The sequence below is a fragment of the Enterococcus sp. AAFC-DPL-6103 genome (genome assembly GCF_058216595.1).
This window is the reverse complement of record NZ_CM177102.1, coordinates 1163801-1188878: the sequence shown is the minus strand read 5'-3', so window position 1 is coordinate 1188878 and position 25078 is coordinate 1163801. Positions and strand designations below refer to the sequence as shown.

Genomic DNA, 25078 nt, shown 5'->3' with positions numbered 1-25078 from the left:
ATTAAATATTTTATTCTTGCGTTATATTAAAAATAATTATTTTAGATATGCATTTTCTAATCATTTAATATTAATTTAACTAAATATTTTGTTTTTTAGTATCACGGTTTGAAAAATACTTCAAAATAAAGGACGTATCAATTTTTTCTTAATTGATGACATCTGTAGCTGTAGAAGTCACAATGCCAAGCCATTGTCTGGATTTCCATTCTCTTCGGTCATCAAATTTTCTACCTCTTATGCCACTGATTATGCAGAGCCTTCGATTCCCATTTCGTTGCATGATACATCGAATTTCCAGTAAGGTAACCTGTCAACCATAACTAGAAATTTGAATAATTCGTCCTTGTTCTTGTCCTCACATAATGGGAATGACAGAACGAATTAATTAAATCGAGCCAGTCAAATTTGTTACCAAAATATGATTGACTTTTGCATCTGTTAATTCTTCTGCAACTTTCAAAAATTACGCTTTTGGATCAGCTTGATCTAATCCTTTGTCTTTTGCCTACGATTCTACTTTATTGATTTGTTCATTCATTTTAAAAATTTTTTTTAAGTTCAGTTCATTTCTCTAGACTGTTTTTAATAAGTTCAACCACAATACGATATGTTTTTGCGTACTTGTTTTCCTCATGTGTTTCTTTCACTGCTAATTCAAATTCCTCTAAAGAGCCTTCGAAACAACCGCGTGTCACTGAAATGCTTCCTTCTTTATCTTTGAATGCTGTTAAAATGCCATTTTCACTACCGATCGGGTAAATAACTATAAAATCAGCATTACCGTAGGCCTTTGCATCACCGTAAACCTTTGAATCGTTGTAGATCCATGCATTACCATAAACGATTAAATTACCTTCTTTTTCGATATATCCGCCTTTATCACCTTTTCGAACAGTCGAAAAATCCTTCAGTTACACATCATCCACAAAAGGATTAATATCCATGAATATCCATTTTCGGTTATCAATTACTGTGGACACTTACACTGATGTTACAAAAAATGAAAAAAGATACAGTAGATCTATTTGAAAGGATGTAAAAAAACAGCATGCTTTAATTTTCCCCATATAGTTGTGGGAAAGTCGTGAGAAAACACAACAAAAAAGACTAGCCAAATGGCTAGTCCTTTGCTACTTCTTAAGCTCATCCTCATCCATTTTCAGGACAGCCATGAAGACCTCTTTTCGCTAAATAAACTTTCAGTTCTTCTTAGCTTATTTCAAAATTCCCTTCAATATCCGTCAGTATCTCAAATGGTTGTTTATGCCCTTAAATCGACTTATCTCTCTTGATAATCTGAAAAATCCTTCGCCACTGATGGCAAATCGGCGACTAAATAAAAGTATCTTTATATTCAAAAGTACCTATTTCTCTTTTTGCTAAATCTTGTATTTTGGGAACCTTAACATACTTTTTTAATTTTAATAGCTATGTTCTTTTTAGCTTGATTAGATATATTCTATTTCTTTTAAAATCCTATAACACCAGCTTTTTACTATGTATTTTAGAGACAATTTACTACTATTTTACAATTCTTTAAAACATTTGCCTCTTTTTCTCCCCCTTTATATGACCTCCACGCTCATCAACTCTGGTGGGTTTTTGTTTTATTATATTTTATACATATGATATAGTTTTTTTAGAACCAAAAAGTAAATCATTTATTGGAGGAATTTATAATGCATACAGAACGTGACGGAGCAAAAGAAAATAGACGCTCTTTTGAAGAAGCCAGAAACAAACGAGATTTTGAATCTAACATTGACAAGGCTGAAGAAAAAGTGAATGAAGAAAAAGAGAAAAAGAAAGAAAAACGCTTTTTACGTGAACACAAATAATAAGATAAAAAAACTAGCTCATCACGAGCTAGTTTTTTTAATGTACCCTGTAGGACTCGAACCTACGACCGGACGGTTATGAGCCATCTGCTCTGACCAACTGAGCTAAGGGTACGTGTGCTGCCGTGGATGAGTCATTCATAAGCTAATGGACAATAAAGATAGAGCCCACGACAACATATCTATTTTACTTGAGTTAAAGTAATATGTCTATAGAAGCAAAAAAGACTCCGCCAAGGATGATTTGCTGGGATTTTTGAAAATATTCTAACTCTAAAAATAACTAGTTATCATATGGTCATAATATATAGATATAACTATACAGAAATAGTGGACAGGCTATCCAGTTACAGTTTAAACATTGCTGCAAAAAAATCACTTAAAAAAATAAGCCGACTACGAATATCAACAAAATTGCAACTATCCCAACTAAAACGACATATATAAAGTTAGCTTTCAAAAGTTGATTCTACTTTTCTTTTCCCTTACTATCCCAGCTTCTTTATTTAATATCAGTTTATAAATATTCTCAATTTCTTGATTCATTTCTTTCCTAAAAAACATCATACTGTTCCTCATCCATTTATCTTACTTAGTTAGTTTGTCTTCTAAACCTTGTAGTTTCTTCTTAAATTATCATAAAAACTTTTATCTCTAGTTCTAAAGAAGAGAGACTCCTGTTTAACAATATTGAGTATATTAGTCAACTCATCAATTTCTTCAATTTTTCCGCTCTGCGTCCTTTGAATACAAAAACTGCCAAACGCGTGTCGAATGTGGGGTTCCTATGAGTCGCCCAAAAATTCTCCTACTAAAAAAATTCATTCAACTCTTTTTGCTTCTATCCCTTTCCATTATTACTGCAATCTAGGAGTGAGCATTTTTCAAAAAAAAATAAAAAAGGCATACAGACAAAAAATGTCTATACACCTCACAAACGGTTAAGGCCAATATATTTATCTTACTTTTCATAGATATGTTATATATAGCTATGAATGACGATTAACAAACACATGCATAATGATTTTGATTGAACAACTGCCTATAGATTTAACAGCTCGAGCTGATAATTATGATGAAATTCATCATGATTATTCGTAAATAGCAAATAAGTAAATTATTTGCTATAAACGGGAAACGAACTAGAATCTCCATAATTATCGATTCTTTCCATCTTTATCAACAGCTGTAAATCATCATTTGATACATTAAAATCAAGTTCTCCATTAGCTTTAATATGCTTTTTATTTGCTGATTTTGGTAAAGGTAACAATCCAAGTTCTAAGCAATAGCGAATCGCAAGCTGAGGAACGGAAACGCCGTATTTTTCAGCAATCTCTTTTATTTCTTCATTTTTCATTAACTCCCCATGTCCAACGGGTGAATAAGCTTCTACTAAAATGTCGTTTTCCTTACAAAAATCAATTAGTTCAAATGGCGTGTTGGAAATGTGTGCTAGAATTTGATTGACTGCTGGTTTGATAGTGGCATGTTCCAAGATATTTTCGACATCATGCTGATTAAAATTGGATAATCCAATCGCACGAACTTTGCCTTCTTTCACTGCCTCCTCTAATGCCTGCCAAGCTGCCACATTTCCTTCATCATAATTGGCTTCTCTAAATTCATCCCAAGGTTGGGGAGCATGGATAATCATCAAATCAATTGTCTCTAACCCAAGTTTTTCCAATGATTCATCAATCGATTTTGCTGCTGTCTCATAAGTTTTATGTTCCGCAGCTACTTTACTTGTCAAAAAGATTTCTGAACGGTCAATTCCAGAATTCCGAATAGCCTCACCAACCCCACGCTCGTTTCCGTAAGCTTGAGCTGTATCGATATGACGGTAGCCAATTTCTAAAGCATCCTTAACTGCTTGAACGACTGTGTCATCATCAATCATCCATGTTCCAAAGCCTACTTTTGGAATCAACATTCCATTATTCAATGAATAATTTTCTTGTAAAATCATATTTATTTCTCCTTTGAATTCTTTGTTTAATTTCTAGCTAAAAAATGTTACAAAATCTTGTGAATCGAATGAATTCATCCTATAACCATACAGTGTTCCTTTGATAAATTCTATTCTTTTATTTTAATCCTATTCAAAGTAATAAGATAACCAGCTTCTATCTCCAAAAGCTACTCTGCAAATATTTCTTTCGCCATTGAGAATCCACTCCAAGCTTTAGGCCAACCAGCATAGAAAGCCAAATGCGTAATCAAAGCAGTGATTTCTTCTTTGGTAACACCATTTTCTTTCGCAATTTTCAGATGTGCCTCAAGCTGAGGAGCACCCATCGCTAAAAGTGCGGAACAAGTAATCATACTCCGATCATGTGCAGACAATTCATTTTCTTTCGCCCACACTTCTCCAAAAAGCACATCATCATTTAATGCCGCAAATTGTGGTGCAAACTCACCTAACTGTTCTCTTCCTGCTGTTTGTTTTTTCATCAATATTCTCCTCCTTTATTTTTTTAAATTTTCATACCATTGGTCATCTACAGGTTCCAACCATTCCGGAGTGCCGGCAGTAATCGCAATATGTTCAAACCAGCTGTCTTTGGTAGCACCATGCCAATGTTTCACCCCGTCATGTGTGGTAATCACATCGCCTGCTTTTAAGAATTCGGCAGATTTTCCTTCTTCTTGATACCAACCTTCGCCCCCTGTTACAAGTAATAATTGAAAACCATCATGATGAATATGCCAGTTATTGCGACAGCCTGGTTCAAAAGTCACATTAGCTACACCCACATTAATTTTTGGATCAGAAATCAAACCTTGTAAGTAACTTTGTCCAATAAAATATTGCGCATAGGCATCATTTCTTTCTCCGATTGGAAAGATCACACCATTTTTTACTTCTTCATTTTTTGCCATTTTACATTCCTCCATGGATTTGATATTTTTTCTATTTATAGGCAAGCAACCAATTTTCAATTGCTACATCAGCTCGTTCAACTCGTGAACCACGAACAGGAAGTCCACTACGAATATCTGCATTCGGACACTGATTTTTAAGCTCATTCATGCTACTGCCAAACGCACTACCTTCATGGGTACAAAAGGGATAAATGGCTAGCCCATCTGTATCAAAATCTTCTAAAAATGTTGCTACAATCCTTGGATAACTTCCCCACCAATTGGGATAACCAAGAAAGAGCGTATCTATTTTTGAACGATCCAGTTCGATTTTCTGATAGGCAACTCGCCTATTTTCTTTTTTCTCATATTCGGCACACTTCACGGTTTCATCGTAACTCTCTGGATAGCATGCCATTTCCTTTAACTGAATCAAAGGGCAATTAAGCCGGTTGACAATTTTATGGGCCAGCACTTCTGTATTACCCATGCTAACTTTTTTTGAAATCCCATTGATGAAATTTTCACCGGCATGGGAGAAGTAGACCACAACTGGATTCAATTTGATTCCTCCTTGACAAATAAAAATGGGTCGTACGATTGATGTCCTCATCGTACAACCCATTTTTATTTACGTCTAATGCTTATTCCATATACCACTATGCTCCAAAAGCATGTTTGAAACGAGTAATAAATTCTTGAACGACTGGTGTTTGAATCCGTTCTTTCCATACTAGCATACAGTTCGTTTTGACCTCTGGTTCCATCGGAATAAATGTTGAATTTTTTAATTGCCGTTTGGACACTGCACCTTCAATCGTGAGGGCAGCACCTACTTTGTTTTCCACTAATGAAAAAATATTAAAGATTAAGTTGAAATTGCCGATAATATTTAGTTGATCCAAGGGTTTGCCACTCCAAGAAGTTAATAATTTCTGTACTTCTATCCGATTCGAACATAATAACGGGAAGCCGATAATATCTTTCGGTGTAAGTTTATCCTTTTTTGCTATAAACAATTCATTTGAAACTAAAAATCCCCATCTTTCTTCTCTAGGTAATTTCAAAACATTCACATCATTAAGTGTAATGGGGTCTAATAAAACGACTAAATCAAGGAGCCCCTTCTCCAAGCGATCACTGATATCATCGCTAGTTCCAGTCACAATATTAAAGCGCACATCGGGATAATCACTCACCATCTCTTCTAACATCATCGCCATGGTATCTGAGTTATCGGCCTCCACACACCCTATGACAATCGTTCCTTGCAACTGTTTTTTTCTCTTGTTAGAAAAATCTTGTTCTAACTTATCATTTAACTGAAGAATCTCGGCAGCTCGTTCCTTTAAAAAAATCCCCTCTGGCAAAAGAAAAAGCTGATTTTTTTCTCTATGAAATAATGGCATTCCCACTTGTTCTTCTAATTCACGAATCTGCCGACTTAAAGTTGGTTGAGTGATATTCAATAGTTTAGCTGCTCTTGAAATATTCCCTTCTTGAGCAACTGTCCAGAAATATCTTAATAACCTAATTTCCATATAAAATTGATTCACACCCTTTCGTTTTCATTCTATCTGATTAAAAGTATAACCTAACATCTATTCTTAAAACAAAAACATTTCTTCAGATATACTAATGCTACTTACTTGGGGAAGTTATCTATGCAAAACTACTCATTAACATCAGAATATCCTTAGCAGTGAAATCCAACACCATCATACCAATAAAAAAGCCGTTCGTAAGTAGCTATTGTCTTTCACTTTTGAGTTATATAGTATTCATTTCTATAGCTTTTTCATCAAAATATACAGTCCAAGTAATAGAATCAATCCAGCACAAGCAATCACCATCCACTGGATTTTGAGCACATCAGCCAATGGTCCAAACAACGCCGTTCCTAAGGGCATGAATCCGCTGTACATAACTCCCAGTAATCCAAAAACCCTTCCCTGCCTTTCTTCTGGTACATTTTCCTGTAGCATTGTTGTGATTGCCGATTGCACCATTGGGATGAAAAAGCTCATCAGAAATATGAATGTCGCAAACAGCCAAAAGGTATACGTGAAGCCGATAGCCAACGAAAATAGCCCAAAACCCAACAGACCTAATGAGAGTACCTTCCTTTTATCCTGAATGCCCACCAAAATACCCAATGAAATACCTCCCAACGCCATCCCCACAAAGCCCACCATTTCGTTCACTGTCAGATACATATAGCTTTCACCAAAAGTTCTCTCAATCATGAGTACCGTCAAAAAACTAGAGGGTACACTGAGGAAGATAAAGGTGCCAAAGGTAAGCAGTCCCTCTCTTACTAGTCGGTCGCTTCCCGCATAGGAAATGCCTGCTTTCATATCGTCAAAAAAGCTATCCTTTTGTTCCTGCCTCAAGTTCTTCTGTACTGGGATAGATACAAACCACAGGATGAAAATACCAATGACAGCCGTTGCCACATCAAACAGCAGTATCCAGTGAAAGGAACCAAGAGATAATAAAGCTCCTGCTACTGCCGGGGCGGCAAACTGCACAATGGACATCATGCTACTGTTGATGCCGTTGTAGCGCATCAAATGTTCTTCCGGCACGATTTGTGGGATGACCGCGCTAACCACCGGCGTTTGAATACCTGCACCGAGGGAGCGTAGCACCGATACCAAAATAAGCGGCATCAGAACGTTTGAGGTCCCTCCAAGCAAAAATATCAACGCCAGCAAAAGGGTTACCATTGCGATCCCAGCATCGGCTATAATAATCAGTCGTTTGCGGGGATAACGGTCTGCCCATACACCCGCGAAAAATGATATCATCGTTTGTGGGATAGTGGATGCTAGAGTAAGCAAGGTTACCCATAATCCAGAAGATGTTTCCAATGCCACTTGCCAAATAATGGCCATCTGTACAATAGATGATCCAAACAAAGTGATTCCTTGGCTGATAATAAACAGGACAGTATTACACCACCATGTCTGTGACTGTTTTTCGATTTTATTTTGTTTCATTTGTAACCTCCTCATATTTTAATTTCAAAGAGTTCTCTGCTAAAATACCAATTGATGAAGCATATTTGTGATGTATAAACTTCATACTCATCGAATCATCCATCAACACTGTATAATTCCCAAATGTTTATATTTAGCTCTAAATTTCTTGAATCATAGTCTGTAAACATGCTCATTCCTTCCACATTTCATCCCCTACCTTGATTCTAGCAATCTTGAAAAAGCTGGTGGTATAGTGTAGGGTTGTTTTTAGCAAAAATCTTTAAAGGAGCTACCTTTTATGAATACCTACCGCACATCAGAGGTTGCAAAAATCATTGGCCTTCATCCCAACACCATTCGTAAATATGAAGAATGGGCACTAATTCCGCAGCCTCAGAGATTGCCAAATGGTTATCGCGTATATACAGATTTTCATGTAGACTTAATCAAACTATCCAGAAAAGCTTTTCAAATTGAGTTGCTTCATTCAAACTTACGCAAAACCATGATTGAAATGGTCAAAGCTGCCGCTAAGAAAGAATTTTTCGAAGCACACCATCAGCTACTTTGCTACCAGCAAATTATTGATGAAGAACTAAAAAAAGCACAAAAAGCCGCTGAAATTAGCGGTGAACTACTGTTACATATGAATTATCATCTTTCAATAAAATCATTCTCTCGCAAAGAAATCTCTGAACTTTTAGGGGTTTCGGTGGACTCACTACGAAATTGGGAACTAAATGGCTTGCTACGATCACAACGACTAAGCAATGGTCATCGCTACTACACAAATCTAGATGTAAACATTATTCGAATCATCAAAACTCTACGAGATGCGAAATATTCATTAGAAGCCATTCTACGTATGTTAAACGAGGTAAATAAAAATTCAGAAATATCGATTGTAGATACCCTTGATCAACCAGATGAACAAACCGAAATCATCTCTGTTTGTGATCAGTTAATTACTTCTCTTGGGACAGGAAAGAAGAATGCGAGAGAAATCAAAACAATGCTAAATGACTTGGAAAATAGATATTCTTGTGATTAAGTATTAAACGGTTGTCCTTGCTGTTGCACTATCTTAAGCTCTTTTACTCTTCATTCAAAGAGCAAAAAAAGTTGCTAAATGAAGAATTAAATAGGTGTTTTTCAAAGCAGACACTTTCTGTTATAAAATATAAAAGGTATATTGAATTAAGATTTCCAAATCCTCTCTTCTGCTATTTCTCAAAGTGATTCGTTTTACCTACCTGTGACAATAAGTTTTCAAACGGATTTTCGGCGTGTTGAAGTCTGTGGTTTGATGTGACAGATATAGACTTCGATAAAAAAATCGAACTGTTGAGTTATGGTTCAAGATGGAAAAGACTTTGGATTAAGAACGCCGAAAACAAAGGTTTCCTATAAGTTGTCGTTATTCACAAAGTTCTATGGTTATCCAATAATATCTATAAATACTATTATATTGAGAACCATTTTCCCTATAAATACTTATAGATACTAGAAAAGTTGCTCTCATCTTTTTTTTATTTAGGCGAAAGAATGGTGAAATAAAGATGACTAAAAATAAACAAACTGAAGCTAACAAACGTTGGTAATAAAAAAATAAAGAGTGCAATAAATATCTTAGTCATCGTTCGCACATGCGCTCATTTATTAGAAAACAAGCTATTATAGAAGATATTCAAGAACTAGAACAGTTAATTGCAGAACAAAAAAAGCCCTCAGCCAGGGTTGATGGGTTGAGGTCTTTTAGTAGATTCAAATATCAGTTAATAATGTAACTTTTTACCGTGAAGGTGAATAAAATGCAATAGATAGTGTATGTACTGCCCCTCAAAAAATGATGTGCACCCCAAAAGATTAGACTAAAAATCTAATTTAAAGAGGTGCTTTTTTTAGTGAAATAAACGCCTTATTTTCTTATAAATGCGGAGTCTTTTGTAGAAATATCGTTTATATCTGTCACATATCTTTCGACTCTCATATGCAAATCATATTTTTCTCTAAGTTTAGTAATATGAGCCATCATTGGAGAATCATGATGTTTGTCTAATGCTTTCTGATCTATCCAACTATCAATTAGAAGAATTGTTTCCTCATCATCCATTGGAAAAAAGTATTCGTATTTAATATTACCATCTTCTCCACGTATATCATCTACAATTCCAGTTAAAATCATTTCTTTTGCAAATCTTTTTGCATTTCCATTTGTGCCACTATAATAAATATTTACAGTAATAGCCATTCCTCTACCTCCTTAAATATATTTCCATTTATGTCCCCTGTAGGACTCGAACCTACGACCGGACGGTTATGAGCCGTCTGCTCTGACCAACTGAGCTAAGAGTACTTGGGAGTCGCTGCGAGAGACTAGAATTTTTTTGGAATTAGATGATGTGAAAAAGGTTCCCACGGCAACGCCTTTATTTTACTGAACTTCAACTAGAATGTCTACGCCAAGTAAAAAATAGTCAAAACACGGTTAACAGGCTGTTGGCTAGTGGTTATACGACACAAGAAGTTGCTGAAAAACTCTCTGTTTCTGTCGGGACAGTCAATAATTTAACTGTTTATCGAGACGTACTCAATTGAGCACGCCTTAATTTTTATTCTATTATTTTTTTTATTTCAGTCATTTTATCTTTGTAGTATTCAGTTTCATAATGATTATAAGTCAAGCCGTCAGGGGATTTCGCTGAAGCCCTATATTTTCTACTATCAGTTTTCACGACATGGGCACGAGGAAATTCGTTTTTTAAAATATTAAAAAATGCTTCTGAAATAATATTTTTATTTCTTATCTCAGATGATCGTTTAACAAATTTTTTAACTTGCCCTTTCTCATCAAAATACTCGGTGGCAAGTACAACGTGATTCAAAATTAGTTTTTCTTCTGGCAAAATGCTCAATATTTCTTTTCTAAATTCGCCTACTGCTTTTTTGAATAATTCATTATATTTTCCAAAACTATTTAGTGGAGCTAACGTTTGAAACTTTCTACCATTTAAAAAGGATGTTTTATTCGAAACATAATTTGAAAATGTTACTATTTTATCATCTTCCAAGAAGCAAATACCTCTATCTACATCAGCGTAAATATCCAAAATTAAATAGTCTATGTCCAAATTTTTAAGATTGTAAAAAAATGAATTTTCAAGTTCATTTTTAACACTCGTTTGAACTGATTTTGGTTGATCCACAAAAATATCATGGGAAAATTTTTCTACTTGTTTTTTTTGTGTAATGGCAATTAAAGATGATTGAAATTGTGTACCCGTCACGTCAAAAAAATCTTTATAATTTTTATTGAAATACTCAGTTGACGTAAAAAGTCTTCTGCTATAACAAGAACCTAAAACAAATACCTTGGTTCGATATGTTGACTTAATTAGCGCTTCTCCAAAAACTCCTTTTGAGATATTGCTAGTCTCATCTTTAGGAGAGAATACACGATACGCGGGTTCATTTTCTCCAACAAAAAAGCTGGCTACTTGATTACTATCTGCAAAGAAATTGTCTAAGTGATCTTTTTTTACACTGAAAGTAATTGTGTTATTTTTTATATTGTATTGTGTTAAAAGCATACTTAAATTCAACATAGATGGATTACTATTTTCAATTGAGATAAACAAGTTGCTAACCGGTAATCTTGCTCGAGACAAATTAAAGTCAATTTGAAAAAGGTAAGAATCATCTTCAACAATAAATTTTTTTAAAACAAATCTGTTTTTAGATCTTATATATATTGATTTACTGCTAAACTTATTTTTGTAAATTTTAGCTTCAAAAACACTACTTATGTCAAAATATTCGTTATTTGTATCTTTTATATCGTCTTCATCATCTTCAAAATCAAGAATGTCTCCTTCTTTTAAGTTTTTTGTATTATTGATTTTTAACTGTCCATCAAAATATTCTATGTCAAAAGTATCACCATCATCGTGAAAAAAAACATTTTGAATTTTTCTTCTATACGCAACTTTTTTCAAAAAAACAACTCCTAAAAAATATATATTTACATTTTATCATACAAAATAATTAAGAGTTCGTTCCGTTAGAATATTTCCAACCATTTGCATCTGTACTCTCTCCTTTTGCTACTACGCCGTCTTATCAAAATGTGATTTGCTAGCAACGTATGTCCAGTGTCATTATTTAGTCGACAGGCTTCTTAAATCGTAAATGATGAAATAATCGAACTCGATAAACTTTTAGACTCGAACGTTAGCGTATGGTTATGTAAAAATAAATTTATTTCCCATACAACCGTGGGAAAGTCGTGGAAAAATGCAAAAATAGGTCTAGCTCAACGGCTAGACCCCTTACTATTTCTTCGGTTCATCCTCATCCATTTTCAGAACAGCCATGAAGGCTTCCTGAGGGACTTCGACACTACCGATTTGTTTCATTCGTTTCTTACCTTCTTTTTGTTTTTCAAGAAGCTTACGCTTACGTGAAACATCTCCACCATAACATTTAGCCAAAACATTTTTACGCAAGGCTTTGATGTCTGAGCGAGCCACGATTTTTTGGCCAATTGCAGCTTGGATTGGAACTTCGAATTGTTGTCTTGGAATCAGTTTCTTCAGTTTTTCAACAATCGCTTTTCCACGTTCATAAGCAAAATCTCGGTGAACTATGAATCCAAGTGCGTCAACCTTCTCACCATTCAACAAGATATCCATTTTCACTAGCTTGCTCTTTTGATAGCCTGACATTTCGTAATCCAGTGATGCGTAACCTTTTGTACTTGATTTTAATTTATCAAAGAAATCAAAAACAATTTCAGACAATGGGATGTTATAGACAACATTCACACGATAATCATCAAGATAATCCATTGTAATAAACTCACCACGTTTACGCTGAGACAATTCCATAACTGCACCAACAAATTCGTTTGGAACCATGATTTGTGCTTTTACAAAAGGTTCTTCAACATCTTGGATTGTGACAGGTTCCGGGAAATCAGCTGGATTGTCTACTACGATTGTTGACCCATCGGTTTTATTTACATGATAGATTACTGAAGGAGCTGTTGTAATCAATTCTAAATTAAATTCACGTTCCAAACGTTCTTGCACCACATCCATGTGTAACAATCCTAAGAACCCACAACGGAAACCAAATCCAAGTGCTTGTGACGTTTCTGGTTCGAATTGTAACGCAGCATCATTTAATTGTAATTTTTCCAAAGCCTCACGTAAATCATTATAACGAGAAGTTTCAATCGGATACAAACCGCAATAAACCATTGGATTCATTTTACGATAACCAGGGAGAGCTTCTTCAGCCGGATTGTCGGCAAGCGTAACGGTATCCCCAACTCGTGTATCTTGTACAGTTTTGATGCTGGCAGTAATATAGCCTACATCCCCTACCATCAAATAATCTCTGGCAACTGCTTTTGGTGAAAACACGCCGACTTCTGTGACATCAAAAGTTTTGCCGTTACTCATCATTTGAATTTTGTCACCAGGTTTTACTACCCCGTCAGTGATTCGGACATTTAGAACGACACCACGATAACTGTCGTAAACAGAGTCAAAAATCAATGCTTTCAGTGGCGCATCTAAGTCACCAGTTGGTGCAGGAACATATTCTACGATTTGTTCAAGAATATCTTCAATCCCAATTCCAGCCTTCGCACTAGCAAGTACAGCTTCGCTAGCATCAATACCGATCACGTCTTCGATTTCTTTACGCACACGTTCTGGATCTGCCGCAGGTAAATCAATTTTATTAATGACTGGTAAAATTTCTAAATCGTTATCTAAAGCTAAATAAACATTGGCTAATGTTTGTGCTTCGATTCCTTGCGCTGCATCTACAACCAAAACTGCCCCTTCACATGCAGCTAAGCTACGTGAAACTTCATAAGTGAAATCGACGTGTCCAGGTGTATCAATTAAGTGGAAAATATACGTCTCGCCATTTTTTGCTGTATAGTTTAATTCAACAGCATTTAGTTTTATCGTGATACCACGTTCACGTTCGAGATCCATTGAGTCTAACAGCTGATCTTGCATTTCACGAGACGTCACAGTGTGCGTCATTTCTAAAATACGATCGGCCAACGTTGATTTTCCATGGTCGATGTGAGCAATAATCGAGAAATTACGAATTTGCTCTTGGCGTTGCTTCATTTTATTTATATCCATAGCGTCTCCTCTTTTCATTTAATCAGCACTTTCCATTATACCAACGAAATACAGGAATTTAAAGCCTTTTTCATTAGTGAGCGTTTAGAAGTTTTTTTCCTTAACTTTTGTTATACTTATAACAATCAAATAATTGGAGATGAAAGAATGGATCAAAAAGATTTCAGAGAAAATCTTGAATTAAAACCAGTTACAGAAGAAAACATAGATCAATTTAACGAACTATTGTCTTACGTTTTTCAAGTGACAGAATCTGATATCGAGGAAAGTGGTTTTGAAAGTAAACGAGAATTTATCAAATCAAAACGTCCTATCTTAGAACTATCAGAAGTATTTGGTTGGTTTTATGACAACCAATTAATTTCACAAATCGCTATCTATCCATGTGAAGTCAACATTCATGGTACACCTTATTTGATGGGTGGTGTCACAGGAGTCGGTACGTATCCAGAGTATGCGAACCATGGGTTAATGCAAGACTTGATTGTCGTTGCTTTAGATAATATGAGAAAAAAGAAACAATGGATTTCTTATCTTTACCCTTATAATATTCCGTACTATCGTCGTAAAGGTTGGGAAATCATGTCCGATAAACTTTCCTTTAAAATACGTGATACCCAATTGCCTAAACAAGTACCCGTTAACGGAATGATTGAACGTTTACCAGTTGATCATGAAGATGTTTATGCCGTCTATGAAAAATTTGCACGTCAAAATCACGGTGCCCTTTTTCGCAGTGGTTTTCATTGGGAAGAATATTGGCGCTTTGAAAATGAAGAAGAACGAACTGCTGCTGTTTACTATGGTGCCAATCAAGAACCTCTTGGTGTCTTGTTTTACTGGGTAGCAGAAGAAGTATTCCATGTAAAAGAAATGTTTTACTTGAATCAAGAAGCACGCAACGGCTTATGGAATTTTATTTCTGCACATTTTTCCATGATTTATTGGGTTAAAGGTGATATTTATAAAAACGAGCCGCTGGCCTTTTTACTTGAAGATAGTCAAATTACGGAACAAATCGAACCCTATTTTATGGCAAGAATCGTCGATGTCAAAGAATTTTTGCAAGCATTTCCTTTTGCTAGCACGGCCAAACCTTTCCATTTTGTTTTGACAGATCCGATTGCACCTTGGAACAATGGTATCTTTGGCTTGATTTGGGATGAAGAAGATCAAGTACAGGTTCTTGATGAACCTATTGGTGAAGCTGTTTACTTAGATATCCAAACGTTAACTTGTTTGATGATGAATTACCGCCGAGCTGCGTACCTTTCTCGAATCGAACGAATCACAACTGACAAAGAAACTTTACGATCACTTGAGCGGATCATTCCAGATACCGAAGCTTACTTTAGTGATTATTTCTAAAATCTAAAATTAAGGATGATAAACAATGAACATTTATTTTGCTGGACCTATGTTCGCTAAAAGCGACCTTTTATACAACGCTAATCTTGTTGCTCAAATTCGCGAGATTTCACCAAAAATTGCTGTTTATTTACCACAAGAAAATGAAGCAATCAACGATAAAACAGCTTATGCCAATAGTCAAATGATTGCATTGGCAGATACTGAAAAAGTTTTGGAAAGTCAGTTGATGGTTGCATTACTTGATGGATTAACGATTGATGCTGGAGTGGCATCTGAAATTGGTGTTGCTTATGTAAAAGGAATTCCCGTGATTGGTCTATATACAGATACCCGTCAACAAGGTGGAACACATCCTAAAAAAATTGCTGCTTTACAAGAAGTTGCAGAAAACCAATTTCATTATCTGAACCTTTATACCGTCGGCTTAATCAAATTAAATGGTGAAGTGGTCGCTTCAGAAACCGAATTATTGGAAAAAATTAAAGAGTACTTAACTGAGGAGGTCTCACAATGATTATTAATGAGTTAAAAAAAGTGCAAATTGCTCTACTAGCTTTTGGAGTTTTTGTTGTTAGTTACAATATTTTTGAATTTGTTACGCAAAAATATTCTACTACCCAAGGAATCACCTTCATTGTCGAATCTTTAGCTGGTATCGTCTTGATTTTCCTACCACAAATTATTTTCAAACTATTTAAAATAAAAATCCCTGCTGCGATTGTTTTGTTTTATTGGTTCTTTCTTTTCATTTCTGTCTTTTTAGGCACAGGGTTGCATTTGATCAGCATCATTCCCTTTTGGGACAAAATCCTTCATGCTGTTAGCCCAATGGTTCTAACAGCATTAGGTTACGGTTTGATTGGTTATTTAATGAAAGACGCGCCGATTGAAAAAACTAGTCCTTGGTTATTTCTATTATTTGGTTTTGCTTTTGCTGGAACCTGTGGTGTTTTTTGGGAATTCTGGGAGTTTCTTTGTGATCAATTCTTAGGAATGAATTTACAACGATTTGCCGCTTCTAACGGAACGTTATTTATCGGGCGAGCTGCTTTGATGGACACAATGGGCGATTTATTTACGAATACAATGGGCGCCCTATTCATGGGAATCTTTGCTTGGGCAAACAGCCGAAAGAATTTAGCTTACTTCAAAAGTTATCGTTTAGAAAAAGTAAAGAAATAACCCTTGTTTACTTGCACTGATACCATAATAAAAACACTTCAATCGAAATGATTGAAGTGTTTTTATTTCATCCATTTATTCTTCTTCTGGCAATTCTTCTGTTGAAAAGTGAAGTTTTCCAGCAAGAAAGTCAATCGTTACTTTTGATTTTGGTAAAACATGACCAGCAACGATTTCTTTTGCTAAAGGTGTTTCCACTTCTTTTGTGATAAAACGTTTCAATGGACGTGCACCATAAGCTGGTTCATATGCCGTTTCGGCAATCCATGTTCTTGCGGCTTCGCTAATCTCTAACTGAATTTCTTGATGTTCTAAACGACGAGCTAATTGAGCAACCATTTTATTGACGATTCCTTTAACATTTTCCAAACTTAATGGTGTGAATAGAATCGTATCGTCAATTCTGTTCAAGAACTCTGGTTTAAAGTTTCCACGCAAAATCGTGCGTACTTGTTCTTCCACTGCTTCTGGAATCGTGCCTTCCGCTGTCACACCTTCTAACAATAGTTGTGAACCAATGTTACTTGTCATAATCAATACGGTATTTTTAAAGTCAACCACTCGCCCTTTGGAATCTGTTAAGCGCCCATCATCTAGCACTTGTAATAAAATATTAAAGACATCCGGATGTGCTTTTTCGATTTCATCAAGTAAAACAATCGTATATGGATTGCGACGAACGGCTTCAGTTAATTGACCGCCCTCTTCATAGCCAACATAACCTGGAGGCGCTCCGACTAATCGTGACACAGAATGTTTTTCCATATATTCACTCATATCGATTCGAACCATATGGTCTTCGGAATCAAACAAGTTTTCTGCCAGTGCTTTAGCTAATTCGGTCTTACCTACCCCAGTTGGTCCTAAGAATAAGAACGAGCCAAGTGGACGATTTGGATCTTGCAATCCAGCACGTGAACGAATAACTGCATCACTTACAGCATCCACTGCTTCATCTTGACCAATCACACGTTTATGCAATGTTTCATTTAGTTTGATTAGTTTTTCACGTTCACCTTCAACCAATTTGGTTACTGGAATACCTGTCAACCGACCAACCACTTGTGCGATTTCATTTTCAGTCACGGATTCTTGAACCATTTTGATATCATCATTTTTAGCTTTAGCTTCTAGTTCTTTTAATTCTTTTTCTAGTTGAGGAATTGTTCCATGACGTAAGACAGCCGCACGTTCTAAATCATAATTATTTTCTGCATCTTCTAATTCGTGTTTGGCTTTGTCGATTTCCGCACGCTTTGTTGAAACAGTATTTACTTCTTCTTTTTCTGTTTCCCATTGCATCTTCATCGCATTTGCTTCTTCACGTAAGTCCGCTAGTTCTTCTTGAAGATTTTTCAAACGTTTTTTACTTGCATCATCTGATTCTTTTTTCAAAGCTGCCTCTTCGATTTCTAATTGCATTAATCGACGAGTGACTTGGTCAAGTTCCGTAGGCATTGAGTTCATTTCAACACGAATCGTAGCACTTGCTTCATCAATTAAATCGATTGCTTTATCTGGTAAAAAACGATCTGTTATATAACGATCCGATAAAGTAGCAGCTGCAACCAGAGCATTGTCATGGATATTGACCCCATGGTGTATTTCAAATCGTTCTTTTAAACCACGTAAAATACTAATGGTGTCTTCAACAGTTGGTTCTTTCACCAACACTTTTTGGAAACGACGTTCCAAAGCTTTATCTTTTTCCATATATTGACGATATTCATCTAAAGTTGTTGCGCCGATCAAATGTAGTTCACCACGAGCAAGCATTGGTTTTAGTAAGTTTCCAGCGTCCATACTGCCTTCTGTTTTACCAGCCCCTACAATGTTATGAATTTCATCAATAAATAGGATGATTCTGCCTTCACTTTTTGTTACTTCTTTCAAAACAGCTTTCAATCGTTCTTCAAATTCACCGCGGAATTTTGCTCCTGCAATCAATGCGCCCATATCTAATGAAAAAATGGTTTTATCTTTCAAGTTTTCTGGAACATCTTTACGAACGATTCGTTGTGCTAAGCCTTCGACGATCGCAGTTTTACCAACCCCAGGCTCCCCAATCAAAACGGGGTTATTCTTTGTTTTTCGCGAAAGAATTCGGATCACATCTCGAATTTCTTCATCACGTCCGATGATTGGATCCATTTTGCCACTACGGACTTGTTGTACTAAGTCCACACCGTACTTTTCTAATGCTTTGTATTGTTCTTCTTGATTTTTTGAGGTCACTTTTTCCCCTCCTCGCATGTCTTCAATGTTTTTCCGAAGTTCTTTTTCTGTGATTCCTTGTTTAACTAAATAAGTTGTTAAAGGATAATGTTTTAATTTCATCAATGCTAGGATAACGATTTCTGTTGATAGAAATTCATCTCCAAAGCTTTCTTTTAATTGGTCTGCTTCATTTAACAAGCTAAATAAATTTTGACTTAAATTTTGACCATACTGAATATTCCCACCTGAAACACTTGGATATTCATCTAATAAGCGGTCAACTTCGCGTTCAAATTGATCAACGTCAACTCCCGCATCCGTATAGAAATTCCGTCCAAAATGACTTGGTTGTAAAAAGATCTTCCAAAGATGCGCAATATCAATTTCTTGATGTTTTCGCGTCACAGCAACTTGCTGTGCTTCTGCAATCGCTTCTTGAAGCGTAGTTGTCATTTTTTCAATATTCATATAAACTACCTCCTATATTGAAAGTTCAAGGATAATTGTTTCTTACTTATCAATCCTACAACAAACATTATACCCTTTTGGTCAACATTGGTCAAAGAATAAACTCTGACTTTTCAAAAAAAAATCTAAAAGTAAAAGAACAACTGAAACAGGTTCTCTACCTTTAGACTTTTTATATTTCTTCTCGGCTAGACTCACTGACTTTTTTTCGTCTAACCTCATTAATTTCTTGTTTGATGACTGCTCGTCGTTCAACTAGAACGTAGAACATGCCATAGATAAATGGTAATACAAATGAACTAAAGCGATACAACAATAACGAAGATACCGCATCAACGGTTCCAACAAGTGGACGGAATAATAACAAATACACAAATTCAAATGAACCAATCCCACCTGGAGTTGGCAAGACTCCTGCTAAGACTACAGAAAAACTAACAAAAGAAAATGTGAGTAAAAAGTCCACTGATGGGTGATTCTCAACTAGAGTCAAATAAGGAATAATGTACCAAAAGAGTAACTTAACTAAATTCCAAAAATAAATCCAGCCCAATGCTGTCCGATCTTTTACGATTGTTTGAACTGTTTCGCGTAACGAATAAATCTGGATATTCCAATTATCAACTAATGCTCGTGTCTTGTTTCGTTTACACAGTCGATTAGCTAGTTTTACAAACAATACTTGGACATTGAGACTTATTGATAAAACTAACAAAGCACTCACAATAACAATTGTTAAAATGATTCCTGCTAAAATAAAAGGGATCATTTTTGGTGCTTCCGTATAAAACAATGAAAATTGGATCAATAAGCCGATTACTGCGTAGGTGATGACTGCCATCTTGTACATAATCATGTGTAAAGCTGTTACCCCTACCCCTTGCGAAAACCGCATCCCTTTTTTGTTATAAAAATAGACTTCAGAAATCAAGGTTCCTGTACCAAAAGAAACAATTCGATAAAATGCCACGTAGCAGGAAGTCCAAAAACCATCCTTCGTTGAAAACTCTGGAGCAAAAGGCCTCGCAATTTCTTTAATGGAACGACCTTCCGCTATCTGGTAAATTGTTCCCAACAAAAGAACACCAAGTAATACAACAAAACTTGTTGATAATAATTCTGCTAAAATGTCTGCTAATGAATGTTGAATCAAATAGTAGATGATACCAAGAATCAATAATAATAATAGTAAGTTTAAAAATAATTTCGTTTTTGTTCGTTTATTCGACATCCGTTACTCCTTAATGGAAAAAATAAATCAAAATTACATCAACAATCACACCTGCAGTAAAGCCAATCGTGAATTTTTTCTTTAATGTCTTATGGTGAAAAACTTTACGAGCAATCGATCCTCCCAATCCACCACCAAGCAGGCTAACAAAAATCAAATTGCTTTCAGGAACGCGCCATGCGCCAACTCTTGCTTGGTGTTTATCATAGCCCATCAAACAAAACAAATACAAATTAACAATAATCAAATAGAACCATAAAGGGTTGTGTATCAAAACTTCCATCTTTTCTCCTTTTCAAATCGTACTTTTTAAGATTACCCTAAACTACTATTGAATGTAAAGACTATTTATTGATTGGTACATAAACAGTCAACCCTTTTGGTACCACTGTCATCTTAATTGGTAAATCATCTGTCGTGTCTCCATCTGTTCGCGTGCCTACTTTCTTTTCACTGTCAAGCTGTAATTCACTTGTTGTGTAATAATCAATTCCCGGAACAGTGTAGAATTTTCCTCGAATAATCCGTGGTAAATAAAAGATGTAAGAAAAGAAATTCAATTTAGGAATGATCGTCACGTGAAATTTCCCATCATCAGGGCTTGCTAAATCATCAAAATTTGTATATCCACCTACTGAGTTCGTCATGGTAACCGTTAGTAGTTGTGCTTTTTGTTCCCATTTTTTGTCATCTGTTTGGATTTTTAAACGGTAGCGACGTTTTTGCACGACCAGTTTAATGAATCGTTTAGCAAATGCCCACGGCCCAAATTTTTGCTTTTCTTCTTGGCTCACACGCATTGCTGTATCAGCTAATAAGCCAACTGTTAACGTTGAGATAATGACTGAATCATTGACCGTTCCGTAATCTATAGCTCTCGTCTGTGCTGCTAAAATGACATCAGCAGCTGCTTCTTTTTCTAAAGGAATTTCCAATACGCGAGCGAGATTGTTCACCGTTCCTCCTGGTAACAAACCAATATGATAATTTCCGATTGTTTTTTTAAAAGCTTTAACAATATGATGAATCGTTCCGTCACCACCAATGATAACCAATGTATCTGCATCAAAAGATTCAGCTTTTTCAATCAATGTTTCATCACGAATTTCAGGTCCAGTTTGAGTTAACCGAACGTCTAAATCGGGCTGTTTGTTCTTCGCATATTGTTGAAACCATTTAGCCAACTCCTCTCCTTCATCTTTTCCTGAACTTTTGTTATAAAAAACTAGTAAATTTTTCATAATTATCCCCACCTTCTACTCTATTTTACTTTTTTTTGCCAAAAATGAAAAAAATTGCGATTGTTGATGTGACTTTTATTAACAAACTTGAATAAGGTAGCTTCAACAGCACACAAAAAAGGTTGGGACAAATGATTCACTCACTTGTCTCAACCTTTTAAAAAAATTTTTGATGTCTTCAATTGATATCAAAAATTGTTTGTTACTTTTTTGTATTTAACTCAGCAATTTTTACAATTACATCAGTTGCTTTTTCCATCACTTGTAACGAAACAAATTCGAAACGTCCGTGCATATTTTCGCCACCGGCAAAAATATTTGGTGTTGGGATACCCATATAAGAAATTTTTGAGCCATCTGTTCCACCACGAACGGGTTCAATCACAGGCTTGATGTCTAAATCCAACATTGCTTGTTTAGCTAGTTCAACAATACTCATATCTTTTTCGATGATTTCTTTCATATTGTAGTATTGATCAAACATGTCCACCTTGATTCGTTCTTGATCAAATGCTTGATTCATTTTTTCTTGAATGCTTGAAATCAAAGCTTTACGTGCTTCAAATTTTTCACGATTGTGGTCGCGGATAATATAACTCATTGTAGCTTCTTCTGGGTTACCAGTTAGTGCCATTAAGTGGAAGAAACCTTCATAACCATCTGTTTTTTCAGGAACTTCATCTGCAGGAAGCTGGTTGTGAAAATCAATAGCTAATTGTAAAGCATTGATCATTGTATCTTTCGCTGTTCCAGGGTGAACATTTTTTCCAAGAATCGTTAGGTTCGCTTGAGCTGCACTAAATGTTTCATATTGCAATTCCCCCAATGGACCTCCGTCAATCGTATAAGCAAAATCTACATTAAACTGATCAACATCAAACTTATCTGCGCCGACACCAATTTCTTCGTCAGGACCAAATGCTACTTTGATTTCGCCATGTGGAATCGTCGGATTTTTAAGCAAGATTTCCATAGCTGTCATGATTTCAGCAATCCCTGCTTTATCATCCGCACCAAGCAATGTACTGCCGTCTGTTGTAATCAATGTCTGTCCTTCATAATTTTTCAAGTTGGGAAAATCTTTGGTATTCAACGTGTATTGTCCTGCTTCGTCCAAAACGATCGTTGACTCACCATCATAATTTTCAATGATTTGTGGATTAACACCAACTGCATTGAAATCTGCCGTATCCATGTGGGAAATAAAGCCTATTGAACGAACAGGATAATCTACATTACTGGGTAAAGTTCCCATTACAAATCCATTTTCCTCATTGTAAAAAACATCAGATAGGCCTAGTTCTTCTAATTCTTTTTTGAGTTCTTGTGCAAAAGCAATTTGCGTAGCTGTTGAAGGTGTTGCTGTACTTGTTGCATCTGAGCGTGTTTCAGTTTTCACATATTTTAAAAAACGTGGTAAAAGATTTTCGTACATATTATCTGCCCCTTTTTAATGAAATTGGAATGGATTTGTATTCGTTTCAGAAACAAAAAAATCAAGATCCCATTGTTCTTCTTGTTTCCAAGATTCAAATTTTTCAACAAATTTTTCTTTACATAATGACTCAATATAATGTCCAGGATCAATCGCGATCAGACCAGCACTTTGCATGTCTTGTGCTGTATGATAGTAGAGATCCCCCGTAATGTAAACATCTGCGCCTTGCTTCAATGCAGACGGATAAAATTTTTCACCGCTTCCACCACAAATCGCAATCCGCTGAACTTTTGGCTCAGTTAGTTGAGGTGGTAAAACGACACGTAAGTCATCAACTTGAAGTCCCGTTTTGACTTTTTCAATGAACGTTGTTAGGTCTAATGGTTGTGGCAATGTTCCGATACGTCCTAATCCAAAACTTTCTTTTGGTGCATCAATTGAAAACAAGTCATAAGCGATTTCTTCGTATGGATGATGCGCTCTCATGGCTTGAAGAACTGTTTGCTCAATTGTTTCTGGAAAAATCACTTCCACTTTTGCTTCTTGAACTTTTTCTGCTTTACCAGGTGTTCCAATCGTTGGATGTGCTTGTTGTGAAGGCGTAAAACGACCTTGCCCGACTGAGGTAAAGCTTGCGTTTGAATAGTTGCCTAATTGACCTGCACCAGCAAGTCCAAGAGCTTCACGCATAGTTGTTGCATTCTCAACAGGTAAATAAACTGCTAATTTTTTATATCCTACTTCATGTGTTTTTACTAAATAGTTTTCAACCTGAATACCTAGTTGCTCACAAAACCAGTCATTTAATCCGTCCCAAATAATATCCATATTTGTGTGCGCGGCGTAAACGGTAATCTCATGTTTCAGTAAATCTGCATACATTTTTTCTTGCGGACCATCAGTAGTCAACTGCTTGATTGGACGAAAAATCGGTGGATGCTTGGCAATTAGTAAGTCGATTTTTTTAACAATTGCTTCTTCGACTACTTCTGGACGAACATCTAACGTCATCATGACTCTTTGAATTGGTTTATTCAATGTGCCAATTTGTAGACCGACTGGATCGCCTTCTTCTGCAAGCCATTGAGGACAATACTGTTCAAAACGATTAATGAATGTTTGTGCATTAATCATTTCAGCACCTCCTGGATCTGTTTGATTTCAGCTTCAAATGTTTGTTGGCGTTCGCTGATTTCGGCACCTTTATTTGCTTGAATCATTTGCCGAACGATAGCTTCACGTTGCGTAAGTTCTCTTTGCCATTTTGCTTTGAAAATAGCATTCTTTGTTTTTCGTAAAATAGGTCCAAACATCAGATCTTCTGGAGAGTAAGTTACTGGACTAGTCGCTTTTTCCGCCACGATAATCTCGTAGATTTTTTTATTTTCTTCCAAAATAACTTCTTCAATAATCTGATATTGGTTTTCTTGCAACCAAACTCGAAGCGTACGCTCACCAATATTGGGTTGAAGGATCAAGCGCTCCTTTTGAGTTAGACGTGTTTTTCCTGCTTCTAAAATATCACGAATCAATGCGCCACCCATACCAGCAATCGTGATGGCGGTAATTCCATCTGATGGTTCAATTGCTGCCAGACCATTCGCCAAACGAACAATAATACGCCCTTCTAAGCCATCTTTTCTAACTTGTTTTTGCGCGGACTCAAATGGACCTTTCACCACTTCACCAGCAACTGCAAACTCAATTTTTCCTTTTAGCATCAATGCAACCGGCAAATAGGCGTGATCTGAGCCAATATCTGCTAAACGCGCTTTTGCAGGAACAAATTCTCCAACAGCAGCTAAGCGTCGCGATAAATCTAAATGGTTCATAACCTCACTCCTTTTCCAATCATTATAGCATTTCCTCCATAAAATAAGGAGAGGGATAGGACAGAAAATCCTTTTTCTCGATATCCCTCTTTCAAAATTTTTATTCTTTTCACTTGAACATCGTACTATGATATCGTTCATAAGTAAGTGCACTATTTCGTTCCTTCACCCTATTGTAGCTGACAAAGTACAAGTGAAGAATTCAAGTTATCTTACTACGCTAACATAAAAACCGATT

The 25078-nt window shown here is 35.9% G+C and carries 21 protein-coding genes and 2 tRNA genes; 5 read left to right on the top strand and 18 right to left on the bottom strand.

The features are described from left to right. Positions 1–1682: 1682 nt before the first annotated feature. A complete protein-coding gene (locus AC4BC3_RS05795) occupies positions 1683–1841 on the top strand; it encodes a hypothetical protein (protein WP_206909001.1) in 159 nt (52 codons plus the stop codon). 41 nt (positions 1842–1882) lie between these two features. Here AC4BC3_RS05795 and AC4BC3_RS05790 read toward each other — a convergent pair. The 7 genes from AC4BC3_RS05790 to AC4BC3_RS05760 all read right to left on the bottom strand — a co-directional run bounded on the left by AC4BC3_RS05790 (position 1883) and on the right by AC4BC3_RS05760 (position 7711). After that, positions 1883–1956 (bottom strand) — tRNA-Ile (locus AC4BC3_RS05790). A gap of 1002 nt (positions 1957–2958) precedes the next feature. After that, positions 2959–3813, bottom strand: a complete 855-nt coding sequence (locus AC4BC3_RS05785) for an aldo/keto reductase (protein WP_490467204.1) — start codon at positions 3811–3813, stop codon at positions 2959–2961. A gap of 170 nt (positions 3814–3983) precedes the next feature. Further along, entirely contained in the window at positions 3984–4298 is a 315-nt protein-coding gene (locus AC4BC3_RS05780) for a carboxymuconolactone decarboxylase family protein (protein WP_206908997.1), read from the bottom strand. 15 nt (positions 4299–4313) lie between these two features. Beyond that, entirely contained in the window at positions 4314–4727 is a 414-nt protein-coding gene (locus tag AC4BC3_RS05775) for a cupin domain-containing protein (protein ID WP_490467203.1), read from the bottom strand. A gap of 31 nt (positions 4728–4758) precedes the next feature. Next, positions 4759–5271, bottom strand: coding sequence for a flavodoxin (locus AC4BC3_RS05770; RefSeq protein ID WP_490467202.1), 513 nt, complete (start codon positions 5269–5271; stop codon positions 4759–4761). 97 nt (positions 5272–5368) lie between these two features. Further along, positions 5369–6250 carry a LysR family transcriptional regulator gene (locus AC4BC3_RS05765; protein ID WP_206908991.1) on the bottom strand — a complete coding sequence of 294 codons (882 nt, stop codon included), beginning with the start codon at positions 6248–6250 and terminating at the stop codon, positions 5369–5371. 246 nt (positions 6251–6496) lie between these two features. Then, the gene (locus tag AC4BC3_RS05760; RefSeq protein WP_490467201.1) at positions 6497–7711 is read right to left on the bottom strand and encodes an MFS transporter; all 1215 of its coding nucleotides are present in this window, start codon (positions 7709–7711) and stop codon (positions 6497–6499) included. A 280-nt stretch (positions 7712–7991) separates the two neighbouring features. Here AC4BC3_RS05760 and AC4BC3_RS05755 point away from each other — a divergent pair, with 280 nt between their 5' ends. After that, positions 7992–8744 carry a MerR family transcriptional regulator gene (locus AC4BC3_RS05755; RefSeq protein ID WP_490467200.1) on the top strand — a complete coding sequence of 251 codons (753 nt, stop codon included), beginning with the start codon at positions 7992–7994 and terminating at the stop codon, positions 8742–8744. Between the two features lie 867 nt (positions 8745–9611). Here the strand turns inward: AC4BC3_RS05755 and AC4BC3_RS05750 are convergent. The 4 genes from AC4BC3_RS05750 to lepA form a co-directional block, all read right to left on the bottom strand. Continuing rightward, positions 9612–9944, bottom strand: coding sequence for an antibiotic biosynthesis monooxygenase family protein (locus AC4BC3_RS05750; RefSeq protein WP_490467199.1), 333 nt, complete (start codon positions 9942–9944; stop codon positions 9612–9614). A 31-nt stretch (positions 9945–9975) separates the two neighbouring features. After that, a tRNA-Ile gene (locus AC4BC3_RS05745) sits at positions 9976–10049 on the bottom strand. Positions 10050–10305: 256 nt separating this feature from the next. Continuing rightward, positions 10306–11688, bottom strand: a complete 1383-nt coding sequence (locus tag AC4BC3_RS05740) for a DUF6270 domain-containing protein (protein WP_490467198.1) — start codon at positions 11686–11688, stop codon at positions 10306–10308. A gap of 336 nt (positions 11689–12024) precedes the next feature. Further along, a complete protein-coding gene (gene lepA, locus AC4BC3_RS05735; RefSeq protein ID WP_206908979.1) occupies positions 12025–13860 on the bottom strand; it encodes a translation elongation factor 4 in 1836 nt (611 codons plus the stop codon). Between the two features lie 147 nt (positions 13861–14007). Here lepA and AC4BC3_RS05730 point away from each other — a divergent pair, with 147 nt between their 5' ends. From AC4BC3_RS05730 to AC4BC3_RS05720, 3 genes are read left to right on the top strand one after another with little or no spacing between them, the layout of a single operon-like run. Continuing rightward, a complete protein-coding gene (locus AC4BC3_RS05730) occupies positions 14008–15228 on the top strand; it encodes a GNAT family N-acetyltransferase (protein ID WP_490467197.1) in 1221 nt (406 codons plus the stop codon). Positions 15229–15253: 25 nt separating this feature from the next. Beyond that, positions 15254–15745, top strand: a complete 492-nt coding sequence (locus AC4BC3_RS05725; protein ID WP_490467196.1) for a nucleoside 2-deoxyribosyltransferase — start codon at positions 15254–15256, stop codon at positions 15743–15745. Next, a complete protein-coding gene (locus AC4BC3_RS05720; RefSeq protein WP_490467195.1) occupies positions 15742–16413 on the top strand; it encodes a DUF2238 domain-containing protein in 672 nt (223 codons plus the stop codon). The genes AC4BC3_RS05725 and AC4BC3_RS05720 overlap by 4 nt, the downstream gene beginning before the upstream one ends. Before the next feature lie 75 nt (positions 16414–16488). Here AC4BC3_RS05720 and clpB read toward each other — a convergent pair whose 3' ends face one another. From clpB to AC4BC3_RS05685, 7 genes are all read right to left on the bottom strand, one after another. Beyond that, the gene (gene clpB, locus AC4BC3_RS05715; RefSeq protein ID WP_490467194.1) at positions 16489–19098 is read right to left on the bottom strand and encodes an ATP-dependent chaperone ClpB; all 2610 of its coding nucleotides are present in this window, start codon (positions 19096–19098) and stop codon (positions 16489–16491) included. Positions 19099–19270: 172 nt separating this feature from the next. Further along, positions 19271–20329: a lysylphosphatidylglycerol synthase transmembrane domain-containing protein gene (locus tag AC4BC3_RS05710; protein ID WP_490467193.1), complete on the bottom strand. Its 1059-nt coding sequence runs from the start codon at positions 20327–20329 to the stop codon at positions 19271–19273. A 10-nt stretch (positions 20330–20339) separates the two neighbouring features. Beyond that, positions 20340–20612: a DUF1294 domain-containing protein gene (locus AC4BC3_RS05705; RefSeq protein WP_490467192.1), complete on the bottom strand. Its 273-nt coding sequence runs from the start codon at positions 20610–20612 to the stop codon at positions 20340–20342. A gap of 61 nt (positions 20613–20673) precedes the next feature. Then, the gene (locus AC4BC3_RS05700) at positions 20674–21570 is read right to left on the bottom strand and encodes a diacylglycerol/lipid kinase family protein (protein ID WP_490467191.1); all 897 of its coding nucleotides are present in this window, start codon (positions 21568–21570) and stop codon (positions 20674–20676) included. Positions 21571–21772: 202 nt separating this feature from the next. Continuing rightward, positions 21773–23005: a peptidase T gene (gene pepT / locus AC4BC3_RS05695; RefSeq protein ID WP_206908963.1), complete on the bottom strand. Its 1233-nt coding sequence runs from the start codon at positions 23003–23005 to the stop codon at positions 21773–21775. Between the two features lie 15 nt (positions 23006–23020). Then, on the bottom strand, positions 23021–24142 hold the full coding sequence (locus AC4BC3_RS05690; RefSeq protein ID WP_490467190.1) for a Nif3-like dinuclear metal center hexameric protein: 1122 nt from the start codon (positions 24140–24142) through the stop codon (positions 23021–23023). Next, a complete protein-coding gene (locus AC4BC3_RS05685; RefSeq protein ID WP_206908952.1) occupies positions 24139–24840 on the bottom strand; it encodes a tRNA (adenine(22)-N(1))-methyltransferase in 702 nt (233 codons plus the stop codon). Before AC4BC3_RS05685 ends, AC4BC3_RS05690 begins: the two co-directional genes overlap by 4 nt. Positions 24841–25078 lie beyond the last annotated feature (238 nt).